The 22,652-nt window shown below is 42.1% G+C and carries 26 protein-coding genes; 3 read left to right on the top strand and 23 right to left on the bottom strand.

Annotated features, from left to right (window positions below; translation table 11 throughout):
* The first annotated feature begins 126 nt into the window (after positions 1–126).
* Complete coding sequence (locus ACSSS3_RS07880; protein ID WP_442847111.1) at positions 127–1,056, top strand: SPOR domain-containing protein; 930 nt, start codon at positions 127–129, stop codon at positions 1,054–1,056.
* A 104-nt stretch (positions 1,057–1,160) separates the two neighbouring features.
* Complete coding sequence (locus tag ACSSS3_RS07875; RefSeq protein WP_442847110.1) at positions 1,161–1,670, top strand: acyl-CoA thioesterase; 510 nt, start codon at positions 1,161–1,163, stop codon at positions 1,668–1,670.
* Between the two features lies 1 nt (position 1,671).
* On the opposite strand, the gene ACSSS3_RS07870 is transcribed toward ACSSS3_RS07875, so the two are convergent.
* From ACSSS3_RS07870 to porW, 21 genes are all read right to left on the bottom strand, one after another.
* Positions 1,672–2,292: a hypothetical protein gene (locus tag ACSSS3_RS07870; RefSeq protein WP_442847109.1), complete on the bottom strand. Its 621-nt coding sequence runs from the start codon at positions 2,290–2,292 to the stop codon at positions 1,672–1,674.
* Entirely contained in the window at positions 2,276–2,959 is a 684-nt protein-coding gene (locus ACSSS3_RS07865; RefSeq protein WP_442847108.1) for a carboxypeptidase-like regulatory domain-containing protein, read from the bottom strand. The genes ACSSS3_RS07870 and ACSSS3_RS07865 overlap by 17 nt, the downstream gene beginning before the upstream one ends.
* Positions 2,960–3,020: 61 nt before the next feature.
* The gene (locus ACSSS3_RS07860) at positions 3,021–4,268 is read right to left on the bottom strand and encodes a murein hydrolase activator EnvC family protein (protein ID WP_442847107.1); all 1,248 of its coding nucleotides are present in this window, start codon (positions 4,266–4,268) and stop codon (positions 3,021–3,023) included.
* Positions 4,268–5,035 (bottom strand): DUF4292 domain-containing protein, encoded by a 768-nt coding sequence (locus ACSSS3_RS07855; RefSeq protein WP_442847106.1) that lies wholly within the window; start codon positions 5,033–5,035, stop codon positions 4,268–4,270. Before ACSSS3_RS07855 ends, ACSSS3_RS07860 begins: the two co-directional genes overlap by 1 nt.
* Complete coding sequence (locus ACSSS3_RS07850) at positions 5,036–6,382, bottom strand: tetratricopeptide repeat protein (protein ID WP_442847105.1); 1,347 nt, start codon at positions 6,380–6,382, stop codon at positions 5,036–5,038.
* Between the two features lie 9 nt (positions 6,383–6,391).
* Entirely contained in the window at positions 6,392–7,402 is a 1,011-nt protein-coding gene (locus tag ACSSS3_RS07845) for a sugar phosphate nucleotidyltransferase (RefSeq protein ID WP_442847104.1), read from the bottom strand.
* A gap of 104 nt (positions 7,403–7,506) precedes the next feature.
* Entirely contained in the window at positions 7,507–8,310 is an 804-nt protein-coding gene (locus ACSSS3_RS07840; protein ID WP_442847103.1) for an MOSC domain-containing protein, read from the bottom strand.
* Between the two features lie 121 nt (positions 8,311–8,431).
* Entirely contained in the window at positions 8,432–8,866 is a 435-nt protein-coding gene (gene dut, locus ACSSS3_RS07835; RefSeq protein WP_442847102.1) for a dUTP diphosphatase, read from the bottom strand.
* Positions 8,867–8,868: 2 nt separating this feature from the next.
* Positions 8,869–10,308 (bottom strand): oligosaccharide flippase family protein, encoded by a 1,440-nt coding sequence (locus ACSSS3_RS07830; RefSeq protein ID WP_442847101.1) that lies wholly within the window; start codon positions 10,306–10,308, stop codon positions 8,869–8,871.
* A 76-nt stretch (positions 10,309–10,384) separates the two neighbouring features.
* A complete protein-coding gene (locus ACSSS3_RS07825) occupies positions 10,385–10,810 on the bottom strand; it encodes a hypothetical protein (protein WP_442847100.1) in 426 nt (141 codons plus the stop codon).
* 99 nt (positions 10,811–10,909) lie between these two features.
* Positions 10,910–11,782 (bottom strand): ATP synthase F1 subunit gamma, encoded by an 873-nt coding sequence (gene atpG / locus ACSSS3_RS07820; protein ID WP_442847099.1) that lies wholly within the window; start codon positions 11,780–11,782, stop codon positions 10,910–10,912.
* A gap of 29 nt (positions 11,783–11,811) precedes the next feature.
* Positions 11,812–12,156, bottom strand: a complete 345-nt coding sequence (locus tag ACSSS3_RS07815; protein WP_442847098.1) for a four helix bundle protein — start codon at positions 12,154–12,156, stop codon at positions 11,812–11,814.
* 33 nt (positions 12,157–12,189) lie between these two features.
* Entirely contained in the window at positions 12,190–13,770 is a 1,581-nt protein-coding gene (atpA, locus tag ACSSS3_RS07810) for a F0F1 ATP synthase subunit alpha (RefSeq protein WP_228229246.1), read from the bottom strand.
* Positions 13,771–13,817: 47 nt separating this feature from the next.
* Complete coding sequence (gene atpH / locus ACSSS3_RS07805) at positions 13,818–14,357, bottom strand: ATP synthase F1 subunit delta (RefSeq protein WP_228229247.1); 540 nt, start codon at positions 14,355–14,357, stop codon at positions 13,818–13,820.
* Between the two features lie 15 nt (positions 14,358–14,372).
* Positions 14,373–14,873, bottom strand: coding sequence for a F0F1 ATP synthase subunit B (locus tag ACSSS3_RS07800; RefSeq protein ID WP_442847097.1), 501 nt, complete (start codon positions 14,871–14,873; stop codon positions 14,373–14,375).
* Between the two features lie 76 nt (positions 14,874–14,949).
* Complete coding sequence (atpE, locus tag ACSSS3_RS07795; RefSeq protein ID WP_004569351.1) at positions 14,950–15,138, bottom strand: ATP synthase F0 subunit C; 189 nt, start codon at positions 15,136–15,138, stop codon at positions 14,950–14,952.
* A gap of 17 nt (positions 15,139–15,155) precedes the next feature.
* A complete protein-coding gene (gene atpB / locus ACSSS3_RS07790; RefSeq protein WP_442847096.1) occupies positions 15,156–16,343 on the bottom strand; it encodes a F0F1 ATP synthase subunit A in 1,188 nt (395 codons plus the stop codon).
* Positions 16,344–16,433: 90 nt separating this feature from the next.
* Positions 16,434–16,832: a DUF6168 family protein gene (locus tag ACSSS3_RS07785; RefSeq protein WP_442847095.1), complete on the bottom strand. Its 399-nt coding sequence runs from the start codon at positions 16,830–16,832 to the stop codon at positions 16,434–16,436.
* Positions 16,829–17,044: an AtpZ/AtpI family protein gene (locus ACSSS3_RS07780; protein ID WP_228229251.1), complete on the bottom strand. Its 216-nt coding sequence runs from the start codon at positions 17,042–17,044 to the stop codon at positions 16,829–16,831. Before ACSSS3_RS07780 ends, ACSSS3_RS07785 begins: the two co-directional genes overlap by 4 nt.
* Positions 17,013–17,417: a bactofilin family protein gene (locus ACSSS3_RS07775; RefSeq protein WP_228229252.1), complete on the bottom strand. Its 405-nt coding sequence runs from the start codon at positions 17,415–17,417 to the stop codon at positions 17,013–17,015. Before ACSSS3_RS07775 ends, ACSSS3_RS07780 begins: the two co-directional genes overlap by 32 nt.
* Positions 17,417–19,933 (bottom strand): type IX secretion system periplasmic lipoprotein PorW/SprE, encoded by a 2,517-nt coding sequence (porW, locus tag ACSSS3_RS07770; RefSeq protein WP_442847094.1) that lies wholly within the window; start codon positions 19,931–19,933, stop codon positions 17,417–17,419. Before porW ends, ACSSS3_RS07775 begins: the two co-directional genes overlap by 1 nt.
* A 268-nt stretch (positions 19,934–20,201) precedes the next feature.
* On the opposite strand from porW, the gene ACSSS3_RS07765 reads away from it, so the two are divergent.
* Entirely contained in the window at positions 20,202–21,338 is a 1,137-nt protein-coding gene (locus tag ACSSS3_RS07765; RefSeq protein WP_442847093.1) for a hypothetical protein, read from the top strand.
* Positions 21,339–21,578: 240 nt separating this feature from the next.
* Here ACSSS3_RS07765 and ACSSS3_RS07760 read toward each other — a convergent pair whose 3' ends face one another.
* Both ACSSS3_RS07760 and ACSSS3_RS07755 read right to left on the bottom strand, forming a co-directional pair.
* The gene (locus ACSSS3_RS07760) at positions 21,579–21,863 is read right to left on the bottom strand and encodes a hypothetical protein (protein WP_442847092.1); all 285 of its coding nucleotides are present in this window, start codon (positions 21,861–21,863) and stop codon (positions 21,579–21,581) included.
* Positions 21,864–21,906: 43 nt separating this feature from the next.
* Positions 21,907–22,620 carry an ABC transporter ATP-binding protein gene (locus ACSSS3_RS07755; protein WP_442847091.1) on the bottom strand — a complete coding sequence of 238 codons (714 nt, stop codon included), beginning with the start codon at positions 22,618–22,620 and terminating at the stop codon, positions 21,907–21,909.
* Positions 22,621–22,652: the final 32 nt, after the last annotated feature.

Below are 22,652 nucleotides of genomic sequence, written 5' to 3'. Positions count from 1 at the left end.
ATAAAGACCGGGCTATTAAGTTTACTGAGGGGGCGCTAAAGAACTTAAACTAAAGGTATTATAAAATTGTTAACAAATCACGGTTTATAACTCAAGGCCGCCGTCATTTTTTTATAATTTTACGATATGCATTTTACAACCTACATCAGCGATTTACTATACCGGTATGAATGTGTAATCATACCCGGTTTTGGAGCCTTTTTAGGCCATCGCGTTGCAGCGCGACATGACGCAGAAACGCACACCTTTTTCCCGCCTTACAAACGTTTATCGTTTAACGCCCAGCTAACTCAAAATGATGGCCTGCTGGCAAACTATGCCGCTTCAGCCGAATCGATTAGTTATGCCGAAGCATTGCAGCATGTACAGCATTTTGCAGCGCGATTGAATGCCGACCTTCAGGCCGGCAACGAGGTGGTTTTTGATAAAATAGGAACCCTGTCGAAGAATGAAGCGGGTAAAATCAATTTTGAACCTGCGGGTGAGTCTAATTTCCTAACGGAAGCATTTGGTCTTGCTACCTACAGCTTTGATGCGGTAACACGTGCAATACCCGTTGTTGAAGAGCCGGCAGCCCAACCAAAAGTAGTAACCTTAGAGCAAAAACAGCGCAATTCACCCTGGCTTAAGTATGCTGCAGCAGGTCTGCTTGCTGTAGGCCTTTCGGGTTCATTGGGATTCCTGTACTTTAAAGATATTGCAGATCACAATCTGGCCGAAGAGCAAAAAGCCAAACAGGTGGTAGATCAAACGATCCAAAAAGCCACATTTACGATAGAAAATCCGTTACCGGCAGTAACCTTAAACGTGTTTAAACCCAAAGGAAATTATCATCTTGTTGCGGGTGCTTTCCGGGTTCCTGAAAATGCCGAATTAAAAGTTGAAGAGTTGCGTGAAGCCGGCTATAAAGCCCGGTTAATAGGAACTAACAAATACGGCCTGCATCAGGTGGTTTACGGAAGCTATGCTGATCGCGATGAAGCCGCAAAAGCTTTGCGTGAAGTGCGTAATTCAGACAATCCTAATGCCTGGATGTTAGTACAGGAGCTTGACTAAGCTTTACCAATACGGAACAAACCTTTTTGAAAGCCTCCAACTCGGGGGCTTTTTTAGTCTCTGTTGCTAGTATTCTTCCTATTTTTGCCGAAAATAAAAGCTTGATGAACGCAAAAACACCTTCTGAATCGAAAACGGTACAAACCGACCTCGTACTTCCTAATGAGACCAATCCGCTAAACAATATGTTTGGGGGTGAATTGCTGGCTCGTATGGACCGTGTTGCGAGTATTACTGCCCGCCGTCACAGCAGAAGGATCGTAGTTACAGCTTCGGTAAATCACGTGGCTTTTAACAAAGCCATCCCTCTGGGAAGCGTGGTAACGGTTGAAGCAACCATTTCAAGAGCGTTTAAGACCTCGATGGAGGTAATTATAGACGTGTGGGTGGAAGACCGGGAAAGTGGCCTGAGATCTAAGGCAAATGACGCCATTTACACCTTTGTTGCTGTTGACCGCACCGGGACACCCGTACCCATCCCCGAAATCAAACCCGAAACCGAACAGGAGAAAGAGCGCTATGCAGCCGCTTTACGCAGAAAACAACTCAGTCTGGTACTTGCCGGTAAGATGAAGGCTAATGATGCGACCGAGCTGAAGGCCTTGTTTGAATAGGCTAAAGCCGAATCTGAAAACCTGCCGAAGCATTTAAATAACTAATAGTACCAAAAGCATCTTTCAATTCTGCAGGAACATTGGTGGCCATAAAATCTACCCGATACTCGGGCATAATATAAAGGGCCAGCCATTTCCAAAGAGGAACATTCAATTGCGGATTAAACCATAGGGATCCCCCATTTTCTCTAAAATCCCGGGGAATTGATTTTGTATGGATATGCGTTGTTGCTCCTGCTCCTCCCTGAAGCCTAATCTGAAATCTTCGGTTTGAAATCAAATCATATCCCAGCTGTACTCCAAAGGTGCTGAACCGTGTTTCAGAATAATCGCCAACTAATTGCTTATCGGTAACTGTTCCTTTAAACGTAGCGTAGCGAGCCCCGAAAAGCACTTTAGGAAATAGGTATCCGGAAACAGAAGCCTGTATACCCGGTGAAAGTTCATAGCCCCTCGCGACGTATGATTCCTTCCCTGGATTTGCCAAATAAATACCGGCATCAATAAATCCACGACGTTTCCAATCATTATTTTTTGTTGATGTACTGTCCTGAGCAAAAGCTTTTCCGCAGTAAAAAACTATAAGGACAAAGAAAATAACGTGTTTAATAGCTGAGCTCATAACTGGTCATCAAATTAGTTACAGGAATCTCAACTCGTATTTCTTCGCTATTATTAATGCGATAGTCTAAAAATACCAGCGAGTTAAGCGGTGTTGATACCGAGAAGCTGTCTGTAAAATCATCGGGAGTTTTTCTGTCAAATTGTTCCAGGTTTTCAAAGCAGTTTCTTGAATTAGACACTTCTTCTTCAAAATCAACCCGATTGCGTTCGCAAAATACATCTGTGTAGGTTAGTCTAAAATTGACTGTGTTTTCGGTACCTGTTTCCGGTTTGGTTACCAGTTCAAAGGTTGCGAGACGTGGTAATTCAACCACTCCATAATTGACCGTATTTTCTGCTTCTAAAAAATTGTTATTAAAATAACTTATTGAAGTAAAGGCCTCGTTATAACTGCCTTTAGTAAATGGTTCGTTAATATGTAACGCCACATCATCATAAGAAGAGTTAAGTGATGTAAATTCAAAAAAACCGGCATCATCAGTATAACTAAAATCCAGACGGGTACTTTGTGCACTTACCTCAACGTAGATTCCAGGTATGGGACTTCCGCTCTCATCAACAAGCTGTCCCCTGACGCGGCTTCGCGAATTATCGAGAATGGGTTCTTCGCAGGAAAAAGAAGAGCCGAAAACAAAGCAAACAACCAAAAAGTAAAAAATCCTCATACTGTGTTTTACAGAGAGATACCTATTTCAAAAAAAGGTTGCGCCTTTTTACTTAGAAAATCTACATATTATACACCCACTCTTCGGGGTTAAGGCGCTGAGAATCTTTGTAAACCAGGAATTTCAGGATGGTTTTACCGGTGAAGGAGTTTACGGCTATTTCGCCCAAGGCCTGCTTGGTTGAAACCTCATCATTTACTTTAACTTTAAGGTTTTTAAGGTTTTGGTAGACGGTAAGGTAATTTCCGTGACGTATAATTATAGTATAACCTCCGCCACGTATCAATTGTATCTGTTGAACCGTACCTTTAAAAGCGGCACGTGCAACGCTCCCGGGAGCAGTTTCAATCTCTACCCCACTGTTGTAGGTCGTAATATTTGGTAAAGTAGGATGCTGAGAAGTCCCGAAGCGTTTGTAAATTCTGCCTCGTTCTACCGGCCAATCCATACGCCCTTTGTTGGACGCAAAGTCACTTGCCAGGGCTTTGGCTGCCGGAGTCAGGTTAAAGGTAGGCATCTCCCCCGCTTTTTCAACTTTAGTAGCTACGGCCCCGGTCTCCTTTTTAGAAGCCGCAATAGCCTCGCGTATCATTCGATCAATTTCTTTATCAATACGATCTGCGGCTTTTTGCTTTTCGCGAATTTGTGCCACATACGTTGACTCTTTCTCCCTGATTTTGGCAATAAGCGCATCTTGCTGCTTTTTCTCGGCCTCCAGTTTTTCCTGCTCTTCGCGGTTTTGGGCAATAAGCTGCTGCTTTTCTTCCTTCTGCTTTATAAGGTCGTTGTTGGTTTGCTTCAGCAATTCGGTGCGCTCTTTAATTTGATCGCCCTGCTTTTTGCGGTAATTGCTGTACTGCTTCATATACTGCACCCGCTTATAAGCCTGCAAAAAACTTTCCGAAGACAGCAAAAACATAATCCGGCTCTGACTGCTCTTGCTTTTGTATGACTTTTCGACCATCGCGGCATAATCGGTCTTAAGCTTTTCGAGTTCGTCGCGCAGATTGCTTATTTTATTAATGTTCTGGTTTATTTTCTGCGTGAGCAAATTGGCCTGACTGTTTGTAACCTTAATGAGGTTTTGGCGGGTTTTGATTTTAGAATCCAGATCTTCAACCTGACTCAGCACATTGCGCTCGTCTTTTTTGTTGTTTTGACGCAGTTTGCTCAGCTCTTCAATCTGGCTCATCAACTGGCGGCGCTGGCGCTCGAGTTCAGCCTGACGGTCGTTTTGGGCGAAAAGCGTTGAAGCCCCCAACAGGAGCATCATAAAAATGAGGAGTTTGTAAAAGCGGGATGACTGCATTACAATTCGATTTCTTTAAGCCCCGAAGGTATTGAAAAAGGAAAACTTACCGGCGTATTAAAATCTAAACCGCGGTATTCGATATCAATCAGGGTGGTTTTATCGCCTTCCTGAGCTTTTACGTGTATTTCTGACGGAAAATAACCGGCCTGTTCCCGGGTAAAATCTCCATAATCAACCACCAGATCACGACTTTCTTCCCGCTGCGTTAAACGTTGCTGCTGAAGCGTAAACGAACCGCTATTCAAATAGAAAAACAGATCAAACAGCGCAGATTGCTTTCGCGGAGCGATCACATAACGCGTAGAAGTAGGCCCGGCACTAAAACCACCGCTGCGTAAATCGTAAATAGGCTGCCCCAAAAGCAGGGCTTCTACCTGCTCGTAATTGAGTTCGGTGCCCAGCACCTCGCTGAGCAATTCAAAGTCTCCGTCGAAATAGGAACCGTCTATTTTCTCGTAAAACTGCACCCGATCTGGTGTGATCATCGCTTTAGCAAGCGAAATCCCCAGTACCGAAGCGCTCATCCAGATGGCTTCTCCCTTTTTCATACGCAGACTTACGGTCACGCTTTGATTGGTTCCGGGATCCTGATAGCGGATTTTTAAACGTGCCGCCAGGGTTTCAAACTGCGGATGGGTATCGTAATGGGAAGCGATAATTTTTGCAGATTCCATGTCTTCGGTTGAGGCTACGCTTCGGGTAGATTTACACGCCGAAAGGCTTACAACTAAAACAAGAATGAGAATTCTATATACTGTTTGCATTTATTGATTCAGATTTATGAGGCGTTTTTGATAGGTTTCCGCTTTTGCGGCATCACCCAGACCGGTATAGCCACGAGCCAGTTGCCGGTAGAAATCGGCCTCCATTTTTGGGTTTTCCGCTACATAATCTATGCCCATCTCGAGATAGCTTACTGCGTCTTTAAAGTTACCCAGCTCATTTTGAGCCACACCATAAGCCAAATAAAACACAGCCTGAGCAGGATACAGGCTTAAAGCCTCCTCGCTCAAAGCAGCAGCTTCCTTATTTTGCCCGGCTTCTAGTTTAAGTAGGGTTAAATTGCGCAGGACACCCAGATCTGTCGGTTCATTTGTATAAGCAGACTCGTAATAGGATAAGGCTTTATCGGTTTCCTGATTTTTCAGGTAATAGGCGCCTAATTCTTCGCTTACATCGGTATTTTCTTCCTCAGAAAACAGCGCGATGGCTTCCTCCAGTTCGGGCTGATACTCGGGATTGCGATCTGCGAAAATCAAAAAATCATTGAGTACGCTGTGTTTGGCTTTTGGATCAATACGCTTGCTTTTCATCACTTTTTCGAGTGATTTTAAGGCCTGCGGAACAGCTCCTTCTTCCAAATGGAATTTATAAAGCGCCAGATGTACTTCGTCTGCCTGCGGATTCACCTTAAGCAACTTTTGAGCAGTGGCGTAAGCTTTATCGGTCTTGCCCTGCTCGCTGTATACATAGATCAGGTTCAGGTAATTTTGCTCCTCCTGCGGACTGGCTTTGATTTTTTCCAAAAGCATCTGCTCTTTAAAATCTCCTCCGCTCAGGGCTAAAGCCTGAGTGCGAATCTGATTGCGATAGGCGTCTTTACCCAACTCGGCATCCAGTTTATCAAGCACCTTAATCGCCTGCTCAAAATCTCCTTTAAGCACGTAAATACGCGCCAAATCTTCCTCGTAACGCAAATCAAATTTCGCCAGGTCCTTCACCAGATCAATCGCTTTCTCAAAATCCTGACGGGCGTAATAGACCTCATACAGGCTTTCCATAATGTCCTGTTGATTGGGCTTGAGCTGAAGGGCTTTGAGGTAGTTATTTTCAGCCTGCTGCAGGTTGCCTAATGCGGCTTCATTTTTCCCTTTTTCAAAATATAAAATGGGTTCCTGCGGGCGCAGATTGATGCATTTATCCAGAGCTGTGATGGCCCGGTCGTAGTTTTCGATCCCTTTTTGCTTCAGGGCTTCAAAAAACAGCTCCTGAAAATCATCGGTCACATCTTCAAGCTCATCCACATTTTCATCTTGCAGGGGACTGGGCTCCTGTGCTTCCGCCAAAGGCGAAAACAAAAAGAATACGAGTATGAGCGAGAGCCATTTCATCTATAAAATCTAAATCAATTCGGAGTAATCCCCGATGCTTATCGCGGTAAAGTTACCATCGAATTTGGCATGATTGCCTATCATCGCATTTTTTAACTGCGCATTAGTAATTGTACTGAAATTCTGAATCAAACTTTCAGAAACACTGCTGTTTTTAATCACTGTTCCGGCACCAACAGACACGTTAGGTCCCACAGTACTGTCTTTAATCACCGCATTTTCGCCAATAAAACAGGGCGAAATAATCGATGCGTTTTCCAGTTTTGCGGTTTCCGAAACGAGATGCTTCCCTTCTTTATGCAAGAACTGAAGCATTCTGCCGTTAGTTTCCACCGTCACGTTTTTATTTCCGCAATCCATCCACTCGTCAATTTTTCCGGGCTTAAAGACGTAGCCTTTAGCCTGCATTTGCTTGATACCGTCGTTGATCTGGTACTCGCCGCCGTGCATCAATTGGGCATCTAAAACCGCCTGAAGTTCCTGTTTAAGCACTTCGCCCTGTTTAAAATAATAGATGCCAATCACTGCAAGGTCTGATACAAACTCGGCCGGTTTCTCAACCAGGCCGGTAATTTCATCAGCCTCATTAAGCGACACCACACCATAGGCCTGCGGATTTGCAACCTGTTTTACCCAGATTACGCTGTCTGCCTCCTTGTCTAACGCAAAATCGGCCCTAAAAAGTGTATCGGCATAAGCGATCACGCAGGGTCCGCTTAGCGAATCCTGAGCACACATAATGGCGTGCCCGGTTCCCAGAGGTTTATCCTGATAGTAAATCGTGCCTTTTGCACCCAGACTTTGAGCCACTGCTTTGAGGTTTTCTTCGGTTTCAGGGCCAAAATCCTCTGCAATGATAAAGGCGATCTCTTCAATTTTTTCTTCTAAAACACCGGCTATATCTTCAACCAGGCGCTGTACAATGGGTTTACCGGCAATGGGAATCAGGGGTTTGGGTATTGTAAGGGTGTGCGGTCGCAGTCGGGAACCGCGGCCTGCCATAGGGACAATGATTTTCATTTCTTGTGTTTTAATTGTAGGTATAGACACCGACTGCTTCTGGTAATCAGCCGGCGATGTTGCAAAATACAAAGGATTTGATTGTTTGCCGAATTCACTAACAGCTATTTAAGATGTACGGAATCGGTTAGAGTAATAGTCCCGGTAGTTTTTGGGATCAGGTACACGCCAAAATTGATTTGGTTTCCCTCTTTTTTATAAGCGGAAAGACTGCGTAAAGGTTCCTGATTGGAGTCAAAAATGCCAGTTTCGGGTTTGATGGTAATGAGCGAACAGCGCGGCGTCGCGGTAATCACATCGAAAACACAATCGCCAATTACAACCTGTTTCCAGGCTTCTTCGGCATAAGCTTCAACTCCTGAAATCACGATGTTGGGCCGGAAGCGCTCCACCGGAAGGGGTTGTTCTAATCGCGTATTGAGATCAGCTACCGAAGCTTCTGAGATCAAATGAATGGGAAAACCGTCTGCAAACGAAATGGGATGCTCCTCGTTTAACGCGTATTTCGCACTTACCTGACGCAGTTTTTGAGGATACAGCCGCACCAAACGCAAAGGTTCATTAAAGAGCCCGCTAAACCATTCATCAGCTTTCCCGGAAACCGCTTTCCCAAATGCCGGTTTTTTAAAGAGCTCTAACTCGTAAACGCTTTCTTCTTGGGCTTTTAAAGGAATTTCGATTGCAGTTCCTTCCGCAGAAATCCCCATCACATCAGCCTTTAAGGCAATCTCTACCTGCAGCAACTGTGGTTTTTCGCGGGCGGTGAGGATTTTGTTTTCGGCATTAACCAGTGCAAACTCCCGGTCGTGGGCAAAACCCAGGTCGCCTACCTGCGTTTGTTGCAAGGCAACGCTTCCCGCAGATTTAAGCGGATAGGTATAAAGCGATTGTATTCTGGGCTGATTCAAGTTTTGAGTTTTTTAAGGGAGTTTCCCTAGAAGTTTATCGGGAGCGATAGCTGCTTTGAAAATTTCAGTTGAATATTGAAAGTTTTCCGCCTTCGCGGAAAAAGACAAAAATAGCTCTTTGCTATTTTGTGCCGGTACTTCCAAAGCCACCTGCTCCGCGGGCAGTTTCGCTCAACACCTCTACAGGATTCCACTGGGCGCGCTCGTGCTTCGCAATCACCAGCTGGGCGATACGCTCCCCGCTTTCGATTGTAAAATCTTCATTAGATAAATTCACCAGAATCACCCCGATTTCGCCACGGTAATCGGCGTCGATAGTTCCCGGGGCGTTGAGCACTGTGATCCCTTTTTTAGCCGCCAGACCGCTACGTGGACGCACCTGTGCCTCGATCCCAACGGGAAGCTCTATAAAAAGTCCGGTTTTGATGATGGCACGCTCCAAAGGTTTAAGGGTTACGGGCGCATCAAGCTCGGCGCGAAGGTCCATTCCTGCTGAAGCTTCGGTCTCGTAATGGGGCAAGTCGTGACTGGACTTGTTGATGATATTGATTTGCATACTTATGCTGATTTTTTGGTTAAAATTCGTTTGAGTTCGCGGCCTTCCAGCGCAAATGTGATTCCTGCGAAAAGCAAAATAAAGAGGGTATTGACCAAGTAATTTCCTCTAAAAATATAGAACGAAAGCAGGGCGCTTCCCATTGCCAAAAACAAATAAAGCACAATGCGCAGGCTGTTGTACGGAATGCGGTAATGGCGTTGCCCAAAATAGTACGAGATGAGCATCATCGCGCCGTAAGCCGCCACGGTGGCGTAAGCAGAAGCCATAAAACCAATTAGTGGAATAAAATACCAGTTTAAGCCAATGGTTAGCCCGGCACCAACGAGCGAGAAATACATTCCGTAAAGCGTTTTATCGGTGAGTTTATACCACACCGCAAGATTGTGGTAAATACCCAGAAATAAATTGGCTAGCAGAATGTAGGGAACAATCTCAAGCGCAATAAAATAATCGGCATTACCGATGAGCAGGTCTTTAAAAAAATCAATAAAACACACGATGATCATAAGACCCAAGGCACCGGCTATTGTGAAATACTTGAGAATGGTAGCATACGTTGCCGGAGCATTTTTACTGCTGGCGTGGTTAAAAAAGAAAGGCTCTGCGCCTAATCGAAACGCCTGAATAAAAATGGTCATAAATACAGCCAGCTTGTAGCAACCGGAATAGGCACCCATAATATCTTTATCATCAAACATATTGGCGAGTAAGAGCTTATCCAGGTTTTCATTGACCACAAAAGCGAGGCCTGCAACCAAAACCGGCCATCCGTAGCGCCAGAGCTGGCCAAAGAGCTGTTTGTCAAAAACAAGGCGGGTCGTGAAAAAGTCAGGCAAAATGAGCAGAAAGGTCACCGCACTGGCCATTAGGTTTGCGAAAAATATATAAACCAAATACTCGTCTGTACTATACCAACTGAAGTTTAATCCAAAATGCGGAATGGCCCAAAGCAAACCTATATTTAGAATTACATAAATCGCAAGGTTGATGAGTTTGATTCCTGCGAAACGCAGTGCCTTTCCTTTGGCGCGTAAATACGCGAATGGGGCCACAACCAGGGCGTCAAGTATAACCACCCCCAGGAGATAACCAAAATAGCGTACAGGCAGTTCTAGAGCTTCAGAAATGGGTGTTTTAAACAGCCAAAGGATGCCGAAAGCGAGCAATGTTGTTGTGGTAAGTGCTATCAGGACGGTACTATACACCCTCTGTTTATCTTCCGCCTTTGAAAAAAACCGAAAAAAAGCGGTTTCCATACCGTAAGTAAGCATCACATTGAGAAACGCGGCTCCAATGTAAAACGAAGTGTTTTCGGCGTAGCCCGAAGTCTCCAGCTTATCGGTATGCAGATAAACCAGTACCACGCTCATAATACGCGGCAAAATCGTTGCCAGGCCATAGACCGCCGTATCTTTTACAAAACGCTTTAGGATGCTCAAGAAATAGCTTTTTAAAGGTTGGTTTTAAAGCTGAAATAAGATGTAAAAGTAGCATTCCCCAGCTAAACTGTGGGACTTATTGCACTTCAAAAATGGTGTAAAAACTGTCTTCTCCTACCGAATAGTGTAACAGGGCTTCATTCTCTTTAATCGCGTGGGGTACTTCAACAGGCATTACGGGTAACGGATTTTTAGACTCCTCAGCCATATTGGAAGAAAGGACTTTCTCGCCATCTGATGTATACAACGGGAAATCTGCATAGTAAGTGTTCTCTGTGTCCCAAAGTACTGTAGCCTTACGCTGACCAAAATACATGCTTTTGAAAGCAACATCCCGGGGTAAAGCCGAGGTACGGAAAAATACTTTATGTCCGTCTACTTGTAAAGGTTCTTTTTCTGCTTCTAAAATTTTAAAAGGAGGATCATTTACAAGTTCTGAACTGCCCCCGCAGGACGTAATTATCATCAGAATAAAAAGTGAGAGCCATTTTAAGTGCATCATAAACTGCTTTTTGAGTTAACGCGAAAGCCGTCGGGATGGTATAGGGATTAAACCAAAAAGCCCCGCAAATTGCGAGGCTTCAAGATAAAAATTATTTTCTTAATTGTTTAAGGCTTCTGCACCACCCACGATTTCAAGGATTTCGTTTGTAATAGCTGCCTGTCTCGCTTTGTTATAGGTCAACTTGAGCTGATCTCTTAACTCTTTCGCATTATCTGTCGCTTTGTGCATCGCAGTCATACGTGCGCCGTGCTCACTTGCTACAGAATCACGAATTCCCTTAAAGAACTGGGTCTTTAATGATTTTGGAATCAATTGTTTTACAATTTCGGCCTTAGAAGGCTCAAAAATATAATCCACATTGGCAGGCGTCACATCTTCAAACTGTTCCTTTAATGGGACAATTGGTAAAAACTGCTCGCGAATTACTACCTGAGTTGCTGCGTTTTTAAAAGAGTTGTAGACCAACTCTACTTTGTCATACACACCATCAGTAAATAAAGTCATCACACGCTCTGCAATTTCCTCTACATTCTCAAAAGTAAGATCATCGTAAACGGCATTATTGTTATAAATAACCTGATACGATTTTTTAAGGATGTCGTTTGCTTTTTTACCAATAGTCAAGAAGTGTACTTGTTTTCCGGCATAAGCATTCTCTGCAATGTTCTTAGACTCTTTAACGATATTTGAGTTAAAAGCACCGGCAAGACCTCTGTTTGATGATATTGCAACAACCAAAACCTTTTCTACAGGACGCTCTTCTGCAAAACGGCTACCGCTGTCACCTTCGAGTGAAGCACTCAAATTTTGAAGCAACTCGGTTAGTTTATCAGAATAAGGTCGCATTGCAGTAATCGCATCCTGAGCTTTTTTCAACTTTGCAGCAGACACCATTTTCATGGCACTGGTGATCTGCATCGTAGAAGATACTGATGAAATGCGGTTACGTATTTCCTTTAAATTGGCCATTTCTTAAATTATGAATTATAAATTATGAATTATGAGTTTTTGATTATGCTAACCAACAATTTCAATAATTCATCACATTTTTCAGAGAGCTCTGCGGGCACATTAAAGACTTTAGTATAGTCTATGATCTGCATCCAATATTGAGTTTCCTCAGCCTCCTTTAACGCTATTCCCAATTTATTTTTAAAATCTTTAGTGCTTACAGCTCTTTGCGATTCCCTAACATTTGCTCCAATGCTTGTGCCTGACTTCAGAAGTTGACTTGCTATTTCATAAAAACCAGCCGACTTCAGCTTTTGTGAATACAAAACAATATCACAGGCAAAATAAAATGACTTATCAACAATCGCATTATTTCTAGGAACGTAAGACATAACAATTCAAAATTCTGAATTTAGAATTCTGAATTACTTTTTATACCTCGATGAAAGATCGTTAGCTACCGTAGTTAAAGTATCAATAGCCTCGTCAGTAAGCTTTCCGGCTTTAAGCGCATCTAATACGTCTCTGTGCTTGGCATTAAGAAACTCTAAATAATCGCGCTCAAACTCTTTAACTTTATTGATAGGCACATTACGCAACAGGTTTTTAGAACCTGCATAGATAATCGCAATCTGATCTTCTACCGTATATGGCGTGTTTTCAGCCTGCTTTAAAATCTCTACGTTACGCTTACCTTTTTCGATTACGCTAAGTGTAGCCGCATCAAGGTCAGAACCAAATTTCGCGAAAGCTTCCAGTTCACGGAAAGCCGCCTGATCCAGTTTTAGAGTACCAGAAACTTTCTTCATTGATTTGATCTGAGCAGAACCACCCACACGAGATACCGAAATACCCACGTTAATTGCAGGACGTACACCCGAGTTGAATAAGTCACCATCTAAGAAGATTTGACCATCTGTAATCGAAATCACGTTAGTCGGGATATATGCCGAAACGTCACCAGCCTGTGTCTCAATAATTGGAAGTGCAGTCAATGAACCACCACCTTTTACGATAGGCTTTAAACTATCCGGTAGGTCATTCATGTTTTTTGCGATCTCATCATCGGCAATAACTTTTGCAGCACGCTCCAATAAACGCGAGTGCAGGAAGAAAACGTCTCCAGGATATGCCTCACGACCCGGTGGACGACGAAGCAAAAGCGATACCTCACGATAAGCCACCGCCTGTTTTGATAAATCATCATAGATGATCAAAGCCGGACGACCCGTATCTCTAAAATACTCACCAATTGCAGCACCTGCGAAAGGAGCGTACACCTGCATAGGAGCAGGATCTGATGCGTTTGCAGCTACAATTGTAGTATAAGCCAAAGCCCCTTTTTCTTCAAGAACGCTGGCAATACCTGCAACTGTAGATGCTTTTTGACCTACAGCTACATAGATACAATATACAGGCTCACCTGCGTCGTAAAATTCTTTTTGATTCAAAATGGTATCAATACAAACCGTTGTTTTACCGGTCTGACGGTCACCAATAACAAGCTCACGCTGACCACGACCTACAGGAATCATCGCATCTATAGATTTGATACCTGTTTGTAAGGGCTCGTTTACCGGCTGACGGTAGATTACCCCGGGAGCCTTACGCTCTAGCGGCATCTCAAAAGTCTCACCCTGAATTGCTCCTTTACCGTCTATAGGCTGACCCAGTGTGTTAACCACACGGCCAACGATACCTTCACCTACATTGATCGAAGCAATACGTTGGGTACGCTTAACGGTTGCTCCTTCACTAATTTCTTTTGAAGGACCTAAGAGTACAACCCCTACGTTATCTTCTTCAAGGTTAAGTACGATACCTTCTAAGCCCCCGTCAAACTCTACAAGTTCACCGTATTGTGCATTAGAAAGACCGTAAACACGGGCAATACCATCACCCACGGTAAGTACAGTACCTACTTCGTCTAAAGAAGCCGAGGCTTCAAAACCTGAAAGTTGTTTCTTTAAAATTGATGAAACTTCAGCTGGATTTACTTCTGCCATTTTGTTTGATATCTAAGCAGGCTTTAAAAACTTAAAGCCCATTTTAATTATATACGTTTACTAAATTCTTTTTGTACTTTATCCAGTTGATTGCTCACACTGGCGTCGTATTGAACATCTCCTATTCTCAGGACAAAACCACCCAGAATACTCGGGTCGATGTGATGCTCAAGTGAAACTTCCTCACTACCGGTAAGGGATTTTACCTTGGCCAAAATCTTTGAATCCAATGACGGATCTAAAGCCACTGCCGTGGTTACTTTGGCCGAAACAATACCCTTTGAAGTATTATACAGCTTTAAGTATGCTGCTGCCACTTCTCCCAATATAGCAGATCGTTTTTTATCGACCAAAAGATCAATAAGACTTAGGGTACTTACATCATGGCCTTTAAAAATGGCCTGTAACGAAGCACGCTTATCTTCAGCCTTTATGACCGGACTTTTAAGCACACTGCGCAATTCTTTGCTCGCATTGAGGGTAGCGCTAATTGATTTCATGTTACCAAAAACCACTTCTTCAGTTCCCTTTTCGCGGGCCTGATCTAAAATAGCTTTTGCATAACGAATTGCTGCTCTTGAAGACATGAACTGCTTTTTATATTAATTAAGGTTAGCGTCCTGCAGCATTTTCTCTACATACTGCATCTGCTTATTCTTATCTGAAAGCTCATCTTTAACCACTTTCTCGGCGATTTCTAATGAGAGTACAGCTACCTGATTTTTTAATTCTGCAACTGCAGCGCGTTTTTCGGCTTCAATAGCTTCCTGTGCCTGTGCGATAATTTTTGAAGCCTGCTCTTTAGCATCATCTTCAGCCTCAGCGATCATTTTTGTTCTGATCTCACGGGCATCTTTAAGCATAGCATCACGCTCTATACGTGCTTCCTGTAGTGCCTTTTCGTTATCAGCCTGAAGATTTTTCATCTCCAAACGGGCCTTTTCAGCCGCCTCAAGTGCACCCTGGATTCCCTGCTCACGCTCGTCTAAAGAGTTTAAGATAGGTTTCCAAGCAAATTTCTTCATCAACAAGATGAGAATCAGCAAAATAACGGCTTGCATTACAAACAAGCCCGGGGAAAAATCATTTAATAATTGATCCATCTCTAATTTAATGTTTTAAATAAAACAACTCCTGCAACCAACCGTTGCAGGAATTGCTTAGTTGTTTAAACTGGGATTATTTACCTAAAATCAACGCACCGAAAGCAAGACCTTCTAAAAGTGCACCGATGATAATCATCGCAGTTTGAATCTTTCCAGCCGCTTCAGGTTGACGAGCGATACCTTCCATCGCTTTACCACCGATTTGTCCTAGTCCGATACCACCACCGATAACGATTAATCCAGCTCCAATTAAATTGTACATAACAATTGATTTAAAAATTAAACAAAACTTTCTCTCACATCCTCCACATCGTCAATCTCATGACCTTCGGCATCGTGCTCATGATGATGGTCGTGTTCTGCAACCGCCATACCAATGAACAGGGCCGATAGCATCGTAAAGATAAATGCCTGTAAGAATGCAACTAATATTTCAATAACCGAGATAAAGAGCGTAAGTACAAGAGAAAGTCCTGTAGAACCTACAGCGCCAAACTGGGCTTTTAATGTGATCATTAAAGCAATTAAACCCATTACCACTACGTGGCCGGCAGTGATGTTTGCAAACAAACGTATAAGCAGGGAAAAAGGCTTGGTTAAGATTCCTAAAAGTTCAATAGGAATAAGTATGATTTTCATAATAACCGGTACATCGGGCATCCAGAAAATATGTTTCCAGTAATCTTTGTTTCCGCTAAACTGCACGATTACAAAAGTGAATAGTGCAAGACATACGGTTACTGCAATCTGACCGGTGATGTTGAACCCAAAAGGCGTCATCCCCAATAGGTTTGAAACCCAGATAAAGAAAAACACTGTCAACAAAAAGCTCATGTACTTGCGATACTTGTTCTCACCAATGTTGGGGCGGGCAATCTCGTCACGCACATAAATCACTAACGGCTCTAAAGCGCGGCCAAAACCGGTAGGGATATTTTTCTTTTTGTATTGTCTTCCAAGTGAACCAAACCAGAAAAGCAACAACAGCCCAACCAGGATAATCCCGAAAACACTTTTAGTAATCGATAAATCGAAGGGATGATGCGCATTAACCGGATGGTGATCTTCGCCCATAACGATTTCTTCTGCACCCTCTTCTAATTCGTAAATTTTGTCGTGTAGATTCACAAAACGGCTTCCTCCTGCCTCAACAACTACCTCACCATCAATATCGTGGTGAAACTCTGAAGACATAAAGGCCACGGGGCCATTACTTGCCCAAACAATTACCGGCAAAGAAAACCCAAAGTGCTGACGCTCTCCCGCTGCATCTGTGTACGAGAACAAATGGAAGTCGTGAGAATCTTTGAGGTGATGATTGGTATAATCTGTAATTTCCTTCTGCGTGTCTACAGGACCCTCATCATTAGCTTCTGCCACACTATGCTCTTGTGCGCTTGCAAAAGATCCTATCAATAAAAAACTGATAACAGCTAGAAAATGAATGCGTAAAGAACTTATCTTCATTATAATTTTTTAAAAAATCAGGCTTGCTAAAATTTGGTGCAAAACTAATCATTTTATTCACAATAGCACCTTTTTTATGCAAATATAAAATCAGGTTTTTTTATTTAATATCCTGGTCAGGAGTAATACCTCATAAATTAAGAATATAAATATGGGTATCAACATGCTAAGCCGCTGCAAACGTGTAAAAACTTCTTCCTGAAACAGCAAATCTTTAAACACCAATCCCATAAAAAGCAGTTTGCCAAAAATTGTGAATAAAAAAATAAAGCCCAACTTGTCGTAAAATGCCGGAACCAACGCAGGAAGGCTTATAAATGTGAGGCAAATGATAAGGCTGCTAATCCCCGCAAACAGGTAGAAATTAAGCAATTTATAAGGCAGCTCTATGTCAAGCACCTGCAGCAAACCACTGTGCAAAAAGTAAGCGACAACACCTGTCACCAGTAATAAGGCGGCGTTGCTTAGTAAGCGTTTGTTAAGATTCATGAATTGAGGCTTTTTACGGCGCGTATAATTACATACATAGACAGAAAAACGGCAAGGAGTGAAACTAAGGGCTCCAGAAATTGGGTTTCAAATTTGCGATCGAGCCATTCTCCGAGAAGATTACCCAGGTAAATCGTCAATCCCATCTGGATCGCAATAGTAGAAAATTTGGCCCAGCTTTTAAGCGGACTTTCCGGCTTCTTGTTTGACATCGTCTGTTAAGTTCTTAACCCCGGTTCCCATAACGCAGGTTGCATTAAAATCTGCTCCCGGCTCTACCGAAAGTCTCCCGGTGGTCACCTCTCCCTTCACCACAGCCGAGCTTCTGAGGTTAAGTAATCCTTCTATCGCCAGAGTACCATCAACGGTACCTTCAAGATCTGCCTCTTTACAAATGAGTGTGCCTTTAAGCATTCCGTTTTTACCAATGACAACTTTACCGGTGCTTTCCATCTTTCCTTCGAGGCTTCCGTCAATTCTAAAATCACCTTCAGATTTGATCTCTCCGGTGATAGAAGTTCCTTTACTGATTCGGTTTTGCTTACTTCCGTCTTCGATTTCGGTTCTTCCTTTATCTTTTCTCATCACTTCGTTTCTAGATTTTTATAGGCTTGCAGATTCTTGTGTATCTGAATGGTTCGATAATTTTGCGAATTTATAACAACAGGTTCTTCTTCCCTTATCCCAATGATTTTTTCGCGGTTTAGCATTTCTGAAAAAATTAAAGCTTCGGCAGCAGAAACAAAACCATGAAAAACCAAAAATTCGGTGTTTTCATCATAAACATCTACTGAAACACTCAAATCCTTACGCGACTGCTGACTCAAAAAGGCTTGTGCAGCGTCTTTCAATTTACGCGTTTCGGGGTGATTATTTTTTACATAAGGATACAGCAGTTTAAAGCTGAAAGCTTCAGCATCGGCAATAAAATCTGAACTTTTAACGGCCGGCAATCCCTTTTCCAGTAATTCTTTGGCACGTTTACCTTCGTCCTGATTGGGATAATTGAGCGCAACATAATTTAACGCTTCCTCCCAGGCATCAAGGCCTTTAAGCTTACCGGTTGCCAGCGCTTTTAGGAGTTCAAATTTTGGCGCGAAAGTATCACCGGCAAACTCATCAATGTAATCCTGAGATTTAGCGATTACCGCCTCGTACTCCTGATTTTCGTATTGCTTATACAACCTGTTGTAAACGGCTTCGGGACTAGATTGATCCTGCTCAAGGGTCTTACCTGGATTTTTAATAATGCTGGCGTAACGGGTATCACCGTAATTCTGAAGAATATCGAATTTATACTTGTCCCGGTTGAATGTGTCGCCTTCAGACTCATAAAGTTGGTACAAATTGTATTTCGCCGGAAGGATTAAGCGTTCTTCAGGGTTACTGGCAAGCAGGTTTTCAAGCCGCTGAATAGCTAAAACGGGTTCGCTTAATTTCTCCTTATAGATTAAACCCAGCTGGTAATATGCAAAATTTCGTTCGGTTTGAATGCTGTCTACAGCAGCCGGGGCAGTTGGTATTTTGCTCACATAACTATCTATCGAATACAATTTGTCATCACCAAAGTCCTGATCTTCCTGTTGAGCGGCAGTCGCAGCTTCGTCTGGCAAGACGCCGAGTCTGGTTGAGATACGCCAGTAATCTTCATTAGGACGCGAACCCCAGCGGTTTTTAAAATCGAGTTTTCCCTGTGTAACCTGAGTTGGGTTGTAGAAGTAAAAGCTTCCGCCCTGAGGAGGCCCATTGCTGTTATCCGCAACAAAAAACTCATTATTTGCCAAAGTAGCCTCTGCAATTTCTGAAGCAATAGAATCTTTTGCCCGTTTTTCTTTGAGCAAGGTGATGTAATTTTCAAAATAAGCTGTGCGCTCTGCATCACTCATGCGCACCAGATTTAAAATACTGTCGTTGCGTGTGGCAATGCCTTCATAGAGAATCACATCATTGAGATTCTCGCGCTTTTTGCTGATACGGCGGTACTCCCGGGTATTTTCGGGTACGAAAGTAAGCGTGCTGTCATAATAGGCCCCTGCAATGAGGTACTCTGAATTGTCAAAATTGAGATCGCCAAGACTCAGGTAATTACGAGAGGTCAAATAGTCATCTGGACTGTTGGCACGAATGGATTTATTGAAATAAGAAACTGCCGAATCCTGTTGTCCTACATTGAGGTAAAACTGAGCAAACTGATGCTGAATGATATCCAAATAAGGTCTGTTTTCCCGATTCTCTTCCAGGTCTGTCAAAAGATTGAAGGCAAGCTGTGGATCCTGACCTTCATAATTGAAATTGCGCAGTTTATTTACATACGCATTGATCATATACCTGCGTGGCGACTTGCGATTCAGGTCAATTACCTTATCGTAATTGGCATTGGCTAGCAGCGGTTGACCTACGCGGTCATACAATTGCCCTTTTATAAAGTAATAGCGGCCTTTCTCTTCGTTTTTACGGGTGAGATAAGCGGCCTTTTCAATATAGACCAAAGCGCTGTCCAGCCGGTTTTCTTCAATATAACCCTGAGCCAGCATAGCCGAAGCATCAGCAAAATCCTGCTGGTCTAAAGCATCTTCCTCGTCAAGAAGCTTGTGCAGACTTTCAATTGCAATTTTGGTGTTATTAAGGCGCAAATTTGTTTTGGCCTTCCAGATTTTGGCCTGAGCAATGTTATTGCTGGCGGGATAATACGCCAGAATATAATTAAAAGCCTCAAGTGCACGCACGTAGCGCAAATCGTAATATCGGGCTTTACCTAAAAGCATAAACGCCTCGTCAATCTGGGGATTACGTTCGGTGCCGTCTATTTCCATACTGTGTTTTTGTATGGCTTTTATGGCTTTTTCTTCGGCACGCTCAAAACTGGGATCTACGGCTTCACCGGGAAGCGGTATAAAGTCTGGAGAGTCCAGGCGTTCTATAGGTAAAATCTCCCAAAAATTATCCTGATAGCCCTCAATAAGCGCGTCACGTCCCTGCTCAAAAGCCTGCCTGCCATTGAACAGCGTATTGTACTCTGCAGTAATCGCGTGAAAATTTCTACTTAGAAATTTATCTTTCTTACGGGAACATCCTGCCAAAACGGCGAGAAGTAAGGCCACGAGAAGTATTTTTTGTACCGAAGTCTGCAAATCTTAGTTGATTATTAAGCAATAACTGCAAAGTAGCAAAATTAGTATGAAGGGGTTAAAAAGCGTGGAAAATAATTTTAAGCTGAAAATTTTGAATGACTTAATCCATTTAGTTTAAACAGACAGCCATTTAACTGATTTATTATTAAAAACGAATTGTTATATTTCACGAAATTACCAATCTCCCTACGCATTTTTATCAATGTCTCAATTTGAGCGCTTAATTTTTTTTCTACTAATGCGAAAATTACAACTACTCTTCATTAGCCTTGTCGCTTTGTCTTGTTCTAATGACTCTGATGAAACGGAACAAATTGCTGAAATGGGATTTCCGTTTAAAGTTACTGTAATAAGTTCTCAAAGTATTGACGGTACTGATACATATACCTATTTTCAGAACGACTTGGAAAAAGGAGCAGAGGATCCCTCCAATCCAAAAAACTTGAACGAAGAGCTTAATTTGACCAACAAATTTCAGGGTGTCAAGATTCTAAATGAATATTTGAGTTTTCAGTCTAACAATCTGGAAGAAACATATCTGGCAATAAAAAATTTAAATACGAACGGAATTGATAAAACAATTGCTATTTCCAATACCGAAACTGTTCCAGATTCTAATTATACACCCAGCGTAACGGTAGGGTCAAAAACTATCGGATTTAGTTATAACAGCGTTGAGAACCAATGGAACTTAACTTCTTATGATTATAAATCGAATGTCATAAAAAGTTCCGCATATACCGAAAATCAACAAGGATTAGGCTCGTCTACACTTACCATCTCAGGGAAGTATTTACTCTATGGTTATCTTGACTACGACCAAAGGCAAGATAATGGAGAGCCCTCAAAATTCATAGACATTTATGAATGGTCAACACTTACCATATTAAAGACTATCAATGTAAGTGGGTATCTATTCTTTGTGGCTGATGCTCCCAATCTAGCCATGCAAAAAAATGGCAGCTTTAAAATAATCGATTTTACAACAAATAAAACGAGATATGAGGGTAATAATAATTTATTAATTGCTTCAGATCAATTTAACCTGGGAACTATAAGCAGTTCAAAAATAAGAGTAAATAACCGTTCAACTTACGGCTACATCCCGGGAATTCTTAATTTTTCAACAGGTGAAACGACCTATTTTGATATTCAAAATTTAATTGAAAGCCTTACTGATTTACCAGGACCTACGAATTTGGACATTATTCGGTCTGAAGTCGAACTTCAAAATGAGATTGCAGTAATTACCTACCAGTATTATACTACTTCCGATGAATATAAATATGGCGTAGTTTTCGTCGATAAGAATGCAACTGTTCTTGCAAATACTGAATTACAAAACTTTCCCAGTTTTATTTATATAAATAAATAGTGTTACTAGGCAGATAATTATCAGACTTCTACACCAAAGGTTCATCCTTACTAAAATACGCTTCCAGTTCTTAATAGCATAACCATTGAAGCAATTATTAAAATCACGAGACAACCAATTAGAAATGAATTTGGATAATCCATACATTTTTTATAGCTCCCCTTGAACAATTTACTTGCCCATAAAATAAAGCCTCCAAATACTTGAACACTTCTATATCCCATAATTATTTATTTCTATTCAAAAGGTTGGAGAGCTTACAATTAGAACATTTAGTATAAATATAGGTATTGCTAAACTCATGATAAGACCTAAAATTCCAGCCTTAAAAGTTAATTTATTTTTTAACCGCTTGATACTTAAAATCGCCGCCATCAAAGTCAAAATTAAACTCATAATTAAAAACCCTCCTGAAGCGAAAAGAATTAAATCATCATTAGTGTGATTATTCGCAGATATTAAAATAAAAATATACATTGAAGCATATGATGCTAATGTCAACAAAATAGGCTTATACTTCTTCAAAACTGAAATTTATTATTGCTTCAAAATTTTAGTAGGTTATCTACTACTCCACCACGGGCTCCTCTTTACTAAAATACGCCTCCAGTTCTTTAAGGGTTGCTTCAGAAGTCTTGATGTCTTTTACCAGTTTCCCTTTTTCGAGTACTACAATACGCTCGCAGACTTCGGTTACGTGAATGAGATCGTGGCTTGAGACCAGCACGGTAATGTCACGGTCAGTTGCCAGTTTTTTAATAATACCTTTTAAGCGAATTTGTGTCGTAGGATCGAGATTGGCAAAAGGCTCGTCCAGTATAATTACATCGGGATTGCCAATTAGCGTAGCCACAATGCCTACTTTCTTTTGGTTTCCTTTAGACAAATCGCGTAAATATTTGCGTTTGCCGAGGATTTCATCATTAAAAAAGTCAGTAAACCCGGCGAGTAAAGCATCCACATCAGCCTTGTTTTGCCCGCGCAGTTCGCCAATAAAGTAAAAATATTCTTCAGCCGTAAGATACCCAATCAGGAAACTTTCGTCAATAAAGGAAGCCGTGTGCGATTTCCAGGCTTCGCTTTCATTAACCTTGCTTTCGCCATTTTGAATGTAACCCGTTGTAGGCTGAATCAGGTCCAATAACGCGCTAAAAAGCGTGGTCTTTCCGGCTCCGTTATTCCCCACAAGGCCAAAAGATTCGCCTTTAGGAATATGCAGTTCTTCGATATTTAAAACAGTTACGCCGCTATAGGTCTTCGATAAGTTGTGAATATGGATCATAATACTAATTTTCTTAATTGTTGCTTAAACTT

It is taken from the genome of Leeuwenhoekiella sp. H156 (assembly GCF_052218455.1).
GTDB classification, from domain to species: domain Bacteria; phylum Bacteroidota; class Bacteroidia; order Flavobacteriales; family Flavobacteriaceae; genus Leeuwenhoekiella; species Leeuwenhoekiella parthenopeia.
This window is presented reverse-complemented; position numbering and strand designations above follow the sequence as displayed.